The sequence below is a fragment of the Gilliamella sp. B14384G10 genome (assembly GCF_016101685.1).
GTDB classification, from domain to species: domain Bacteria; phylum Pseudomonadota; class Gammaproteobacteria; order Enterobacterales; family Orbaceae; genus Gilliamella; species Gilliamella apis_A.
Genome location: NZ_JACFQA010000001.1, coordinates 947,273 through 953,933, shown reverse-complemented (window position 1 = coordinate 953,933; position 6,661 = coordinate 947,273). Strand labels below are relative to the sequence as shown.

6 protein-coding genes, 2 tRNA genes and 1 rRNA gene are annotated in these 6,661 nt (G+C 33.7%); 6 read left to right on the top strand and 3 right to left on the bottom strand.

Going from position 1 to position 6,661, the window contains the following annotated elements:
* Nucleotides 1-199: 199 nt before the first annotated feature.
* The 4 genes from rrf to H3T54_RS04265 all read left to right on the top strand — a co-directional run bounded on the left by rrf (nt 200) and on the right by H3T54_RS04265 (nt 981).
* A 5S ribosomal RNA gene (gene rrf / locus H3T54_RS04280) occupies nt 200-315 on the top strand.
* Between the two features lie 33 nt (nt 316-348).
* Nucleotides 349-425, top strand: a tRNA-Asp gene (locus tag H3T54_RS04275).
* Between the two features lie 8 nt (nt 426-433).
* A tRNA-Trp gene (locus H3T54_RS04270) sits at nt 434-509 on the top strand.
* Nucleotides 510-642: 133 nt separating this feature from the next.
* Complete coding sequence (locus H3T54_RS04265) at nt 643-981, top strand: DUF413 domain-containing protein (RefSeq protein WP_198201062.1); 339 nt, start codon at nt 643-645, stop codon at nt 979-981.
* Nucleotides 982-985: 4 nt separating this feature from the next.
* Here the strand turns inward: H3T54_RS04265 and H3T54_RS04260 are convergent, their stop codons facing one another.
* The 3 genes from H3T54_RS04260 to znuC all read right to left on the bottom strand — a co-directional run bounded on the left by H3T54_RS04260 (nt 986) and on the right by znuC (nt 4,200).
* Nucleotides 986-2,509 carry a YifB family Mg chelatase-like AAA ATPase gene (locus H3T54_RS04260; RefSeq protein WP_198221105.1) on the bottom strand — a complete coding sequence of 508 codons (1,524 nt, stop codon included), beginning with the start codon at nt 2,507-2,509 and terminating at the stop codon, nt 986-988.
* A 120-nt stretch (nt 2,510-2,629) separates the two neighbouring features.
* Nucleotides 2,630-3,430, bottom strand: a complete 801-nt coding sequence (gene znuB, locus H3T54_RS04255) for a zinc ABC transporter permease subunit ZnuB (protein ID WP_198221103.1) — start codon at nt 3,428-3,430, stop codon at nt 2,630-2,632.
* Nucleotides 3,430-4,200: a zinc ABC transporter ATP-binding protein ZnuC gene (znuC, locus tag H3T54_RS04250; RefSeq protein ID WP_110447054.1), complete on the bottom strand. Its 771-nt coding sequence runs from the start codon at nt 4,198-4,200 to the stop codon at nt 3,430-3,432. The genes znuB and znuC overlap by 1 nt, the downstream gene beginning before the upstream one ends.
* A gap of 94 nt (nt 4,201-4,294) precedes the next feature.
* On the opposite strand from znuC, the gene znuA reads away from it, so the two are divergent.
* The gene (gene znuA, locus H3T54_RS04245; protein WP_198221101.1) at nt 4,295-5,239 is read left to right on the top strand and encodes a zinc ABC transporter substrate-binding protein ZnuA; all 945 of its coding nucleotides are present in this window, start codon (nt 4,295-4,297) and stop codon (nt 5,237-5,239) included.
* 28 nt (nt 5,240-5,267) lie between these two features.
* Nucleotides 5,268-6,629 (top strand): murein DD-endopeptidase MepM, encoded by a 1,362-nt coding sequence (mepM, locus tag H3T54_RS04240; protein ID WP_198221099.1) that lies wholly within the window; start codon nt 5,268-5,270, stop codon nt 6,627-6,629.
* Nucleotides 6,630-6,661 lie beyond the last annotated feature (32 nt).

Below are 6,661 nucleotides of genomic sequence, written 5' to 3'. Positions count from 1 at the left end.
TCAGGTGTGTAAGTGTAGTGATACATTGAGCTAACTGATACTAATGAACCGAGAGTCTTAACCTTACAACTCGGAGTTGTTTTGGATACGCGAAGTTAGAGATAGATTAATAGATAATCGAACAGTTTGTTCCGGATTGAGTGATTGTTGTGGATATGAGATAATGCACAGCAATAGAGATAAGAGAAGACAGAATATGTCTGGCGGTAATAGCGCGGTGGTCCCACCTGACCCCATGCCGAACTCAGAAGTGAAACGCCGTAGTGCCGATGGTAGTGTGGGTATTACCCATGTGAGAGTAGGGTGCCGCCAGACTTTTAAATTTTATATATACATACCAAATACGGTGGAGCGGTAGTTCAGTTGGTTAGAATACCTGCCTGTCACGCAGGGGGTCGCGGGTTCGAGCCCCGTCCGTTCCGCCACCTTTTCTAGGGGCGTAGTTCAATTGGTAGAGCACCGGTCTCCAAAACCGGGTGTTGGGAGTTCGAGACTCTCCGCCCCTGCCATAAAAAAGGTGTTTTGCTCTAAATTTAATCGCTTATTCAAATTTCTTTACATAAATAAAAAAATTTTGTTTACAGATTTACTTTGTCAATTATAATTCCCGCCCAACAATATTTATAATCTAGAGGATATAACATGGCTGAGAGTTTTGTAAGTCAACAACGTTTTTTTGATAATAAGAATTATCCAAGAGGTTTTTCTCGTCATGGTGATTTTACTATTAAAGAAGCTCAGATCTTAGAAAAATATGGTTGTGCTTTTAGAGATCTTGATACAGAAGTGAAAAAGCCAGCCACTTCAGAAGAAAAATCTTTTGTTGCGGTTTGTAAAGGGAAAAAAGAGCCATCTACTGATTATGAAAAAGCGTGGATAAAGTACCTTTCTAAAATTAATAAACCAAAACGTTTTCACACATTATCAGGAGGAAAACCTCAAGTTGATGTAAGTGATGATTTTGTCGATAGTGATGATTAATGTTTTAGCCAATATTTTTGTGCAGTTGAATTAATAATCTATCCATAGAACGATAACTTAGAGCTTCTGAAATATGTTTTCGTTCTATGTTTTTTGAACAGTCTAAGTCAGCAATAGTACGTGATACTTTTAATATCCGATGCCACGCTCTAGCAGAGAGACCTAACTTGATTAACGCCTGCTCTAAATAATTATTGTCTTCATCACTTAGTAGGCAATGTATTTGAATTTCTTTTGGTGATAATTGACTATTTAATTTGTTATTTCTTAGCATTTGAATCTTTCTGGTATCAATCACTCTTTTCTTTACTTTTTCTGTTGTCTCTGTTGCAGTAGCCTTTTGGCTTAATGTTCCCCTTGGTAATAATGGTACTTCAATAGAAATATCAAACCGATCTAAAAATGGCCCAGATAGCCTATTTAAATAACGTATTATTTGCTGTGGAGTTGTTCTGTTATGAGTGCCTTGATAATGACCTGTGGGACTTGGATTCATTGCAGCTATGAGTTGAAATCTAGCTGGGAATTTTATTTTTGCATTGGCTCTTGATATAACGATTTCACCTGACTCAATAGGTTCTCTTAAGGCATCTAAAACTTTACGGTTAAACTCTGGTAATTCATCTAAAAATAAAACTCCATTATGTGCTAATGAAATTTCGCCAGGTCTGGGAATTGAGCCTCCTCCTACTAGCGCCGCAGTTGATGCACTGTGATGTGGTGATCTAAATGGTCTTGTTCGCCAATTCAGTATTGAACCATTCGAGTTAACAAGACTTGTAATTGCTGCACTTTCAAGAGCCTCATCATCTGATAAAGGTGGTAGTAATGATGTTAATCGTGTTGCTAACATGGTTTTACCTGTTCCTGGTGGTCCTATTAATAATAGATTATGTCCACCGGCTGCAGCAATTTCTAACGCTCTTTTAGCATGTTCCTGACCAATTACATCTTGTAGGCTAGCGAGTTGATCTTTCTCTTCTTGATACTTTCTATATTCAACTGAGTGTAAGCTAATTTCATTATATAAATATTGACACAATTCCAGTAAATTATGTGTAATTAATGTATGATTTTGATGTATTAATGATATTTCAGATTGATTTTCAGCTGAAATAATTAAAATACGATTATTTTTTTTCGATGATATAGCTGCAGGAATCGCCCCTTTCACAGCCTTAATTTCACCCGAAAGGGCTAATTCACCTAAAAATTCATATTTAGCAAGTTGATCCATTGGTATCTGTTCTGTTGCTGCAAGAATAGCAATAGCTATAGGTAAATCAAAACGACTCCCTTCTTTGGGTAGATCGGCAGGGGATAAATTAACGGTTATTTTCTTTGAAGGAAATGTAAAACCACTATTGATTATAGCACTTCTAACACGGTCTTTAGATTCTTTTACTGTTGCTTCTGGTAAACCAACAAGCACGAAGCCCGGTAAACCATTACTAATATGTACCTCAACGTTAATTTGAGGTGCTTGTATACCAATAGAGGCTCTAGTAAAAATAATAGCGAGAGACATAATTTTATCATCAATAACATGGAAATTCTTGTTAGCTTATTATTAATTAAAAATTGTTATAAATAATAGATAGAAAAATACGTAGCTTCTCGCAATAAATTTTATATTTTTGCAAACATTTTAATTTTTCTTACTCAAAAATAATTTAGAAATAAATAGTGATATAAAAAATAAGCAAGTATTGCTTAATACAACAGAAGGACCTGTAGGCGTATCATAAACTAATGAAAATAGTATTCCACCAATGATTGAGCACATGCCAATTAATATCGCAATAATTGCCATTGATTCAGGATTTTTAGCATAGTATTTTGCAGTAGCTGCTGGGATGATTAACAGTGCTGTAATTATTAAAGCGCCAACAAATTTCATAGCAATACCTATCGTTAATGCTAGTAGTATGGTTAGAATAAATTTTGTTATTGGTACATTAATTCCATGACTAAATGCTAATTCTTCACTAACCGTAATAAATAAAAAATGATTCCACCGCCACACAAGCAATAGTCCAATTATTATTACACAGATGATTATTTGGTAAACATCAAACATCGTTATAGATAAAAGATCACCAAATAGATAGCCCATTAAATCAATGCGTATATTATTCATTAAACTTATTACAACTAAACCTAATGAAAGAGCGCTATGAGCTAAAATACCCAGTAAAGTATCAACAGGAAGTTGCTTTTGAGATTCTAACCATAATAATCCAATAGCTAATATCAATGTTACTAAAATAATGGCATAAAATAGATTGATATTTAAAAGAAAACCAAAAGCTACCCCTAATAATGCGGCGTGAGATAATGTATCACCAAAATAGGACATTCTTCGCCAAACAACAAATGTACCTAAAGGTCCTGTCAAACAGGTTAAACTTAATCCTGCCAGTAAAGAGGGTAACAGTAACTCGATCATTATTTTTTTCCTCGTTGGTCAGGTAATATAATTTTTTGATTATGTTGATGCTGGCAAAAATCATGGTCATGATTGTGATGATGTTTATATAAAGCAATTTGTGATGCGCCATGTTGTCCGAAAAGCGAAATAAACTCAGGATCATTTGAAACACTTGCTGGTGTTCCTGAACAACAAATATGGTGGTTTAAACAAATTACCTCATCAGTTTTTGCCATGACTAGATGTAGATCATGTGAAACCATTAATACACCACAGTTAAACTCGTGTTTTGCATCAATAATTAAATCATATAACAGTACCTGTCCATTAACATCAACGCCTTGTGTTGGTTCATCAAGAATGAGTAACTTTGGGCGTTTGGCTAATGCTTGTGCTAAAAGAACTCGCTGCAGTTCACCACCTGATAGTTGATGCATGGATCGATCTATCAAATATTCAGCCTTAACTAATGATAATGTTTTATGAATATCTATTTGACTTAATTGTTTATTTAACCGCATAAAACGTTTTACAGTAATCGGTAAAGTTGGATTTAAATTTATGGATTGAGGAACATAGCCGATAGTTAAATCACTTGTACGTTTAATGCTACCTGTAGTTGGTTTAATTAAACCTAAGATAACTTTGACAAGCGTTGATTTACCAGCACCGTTTGGCCCTAAAACTGTAATAATTTGATTTAAATTAACCGTTAATGAAATATCATATAATATTTTCTGGTTATTTATTTCAACAGAAATATTATCAAGTGACATTAATTGCGTCATGATATTATTAGTCCTTGCTGGCCAATATGTTATGTTATATTATAACAATTATTCTGGTTTATTCCATCATATTTTATAAATATTGGATGATAATGTGACAAATTTAACTAACACTACTATAAAGTCTATCCGTTTTTTTTTATTAGTTTTTTTATCTATTTGGGCGCTAATAGTTAATGCTAATGCAACAATAATTTCTTCAGTAAGGCCTATTGGATTTATTACCGAAGCAATATCATCAGGTGTAATAGATACCGATATATTATTACCTGATGGCGCTTCACCACACACTTATTCATTAAAACCTTCTGATTTAATTAAAATCAAGAATGCAGACTTAATAATTTGGGTTGGCGAGAATATGGAAACTTTTATGCCAACTGTCTTAAAAAATATCGATCAACAGAAACAAATAGAATTAATGAATATCGCTGAAATTGAAACTTTACTTCGTACAAGCCATCAAGAAGATAAACATCATGGTAATGATATGCACATTGATAGTGATCACCATCATGGTGAATATGATGAACATATTTGGCTTTCCCCTAAAATTGCTAAAATTATTGCTAAATCAATTCATGCTAAACTGATCGACTTATACCCCAATAAAGCAGTAATACTTGATGCAAATCTAGACGAGTTCATTACAAATTTATCAGAAACGGAACAAAATATTGCAAAAAAACTAATTAACGTCCAAAATAGAGGCTATTTTGTGTTTCATGATGCTTATGGTTATTTTGAATCGCATTTCGGATTAAAGAATCTAGGAAGTTTTACCATAAATCCAGCAGTACAGCCTGGCGTTCAAACAGTTTATGCAATTCAAAAAGAATTAGCTGAACATCAAGCGGTCTGTGTTTTTAGAGAGCCACAGTTTAGCCCTGCAATAATTAAAAAGATAGTGAATGGTACGGATGTTCGAATTGGTGAGTTAAATCCATTAGGGACAGGTATCCCTATAACAAAAGATTCATATTCACACTTTTTATTTGCATTGACACAAGAACTGTTGGATTGTTTAGATAAAAAATAATTTAGATAATAGATAGTTAAGGTTAATTTTGGTACAGCAGATTAAATCCCCTGATAATGAAAAAAATAAGTTGAAGATTCCTTATTTTTCAATATTAGGCGTCCTTGTTGTTGTGATTTTAGTAACTATATTGTGGCGTCCTTTAAATCTAGATCGTACAGTATATGTTCCGTTAAATTCACAAGCGCAAACCACAGTGACAGATACGTCAACATCATCAGTTGTTATTGGTGATGGTCGAATAGATATGGTTGGTGATAAATCAAAATCGGAAAATGTTACCGAATCATCCGATGTTCCAGAAGATGCTATAGCTAAAGATGAATTAGATGATATCTCTGAAGAAAAAGATAATACTGTACAATATACCATTGCACGTGGAGATACATTACACGATATTTTATTTCGTTATAATGTTAATAAAAATGACATTTTACAGTTAACAAGTAAATTTAAACAGCTGGCCAATTTAAGAATTGGCCAGCAAGTAAGCTGGACAACTGATGACAACCATAATTTATTAACTTTCAATTGGACAATATCGAGCAATAACGTTCGTATTTTTGAAAAGTCAGGTAATAAATTTATAGAAAGTTCTGAAACTATAGAAGGTACATCCGAAAATGTTGTCATTACTGGTGATCTTAAAACGAGTTTTGTAGCTGATGCACGTAAAGCCGGTTTGACAAGCAATGAAATCGGTATTATTACTCGCGCCTTGCAATGGCGATTGGATTTTCGCCGTTTAAAAGTCGGAGATAAATTTGCTGTATATTTGTCACGTGAAATGCATGGTAAAAGATTATCTAATAGCAAACTTCTTGGTGTTCGAATTAAAAATGGAACTAAAGATTATTACGCTATTTTGGCTGATGATGGTAAATACTATGATATTAATGCAAGTAGTTTATCTCAAAGTTTTTTCCGTTATCCTTTAGCTAAACAAGCTCGCGTATCATCAGGATTTAATCCACGTCGGGTAAATCCAGTCACAGGTATTGTTACAGCACATAATGGTGTTGATTTTGCTGTATCTCGAGGAACACCTGTTTTATCTGTTGGTAATGGTGAGGTTGTTATCGCAAAATATAGTGGTTCTGCTGGTAACTATGTTGCTATTCGACATGGTAGGCAATATATGACAGCTTATATGCATCTGGATAAAATTTTAGTAAAATCAGGACAACAAGTTAAACAAGGCGATAAAATTGGTTTGTCAGGAAATACAGGGCGCTCGACAGGACCTCATTTACATTTTGAATTACATATCAATAACAAACCAGTTAATCCATTAACTGCTAGTTTGCCAATTAATGAAGGTTTAACAGGTAAATCTAAGAAAGCATTTATAGAAAAAGTTAAAAATATTAAACCTAAGCTTAGTTTTTAACTGATTTTTGTCTTCAAATCCATTATTTAAAC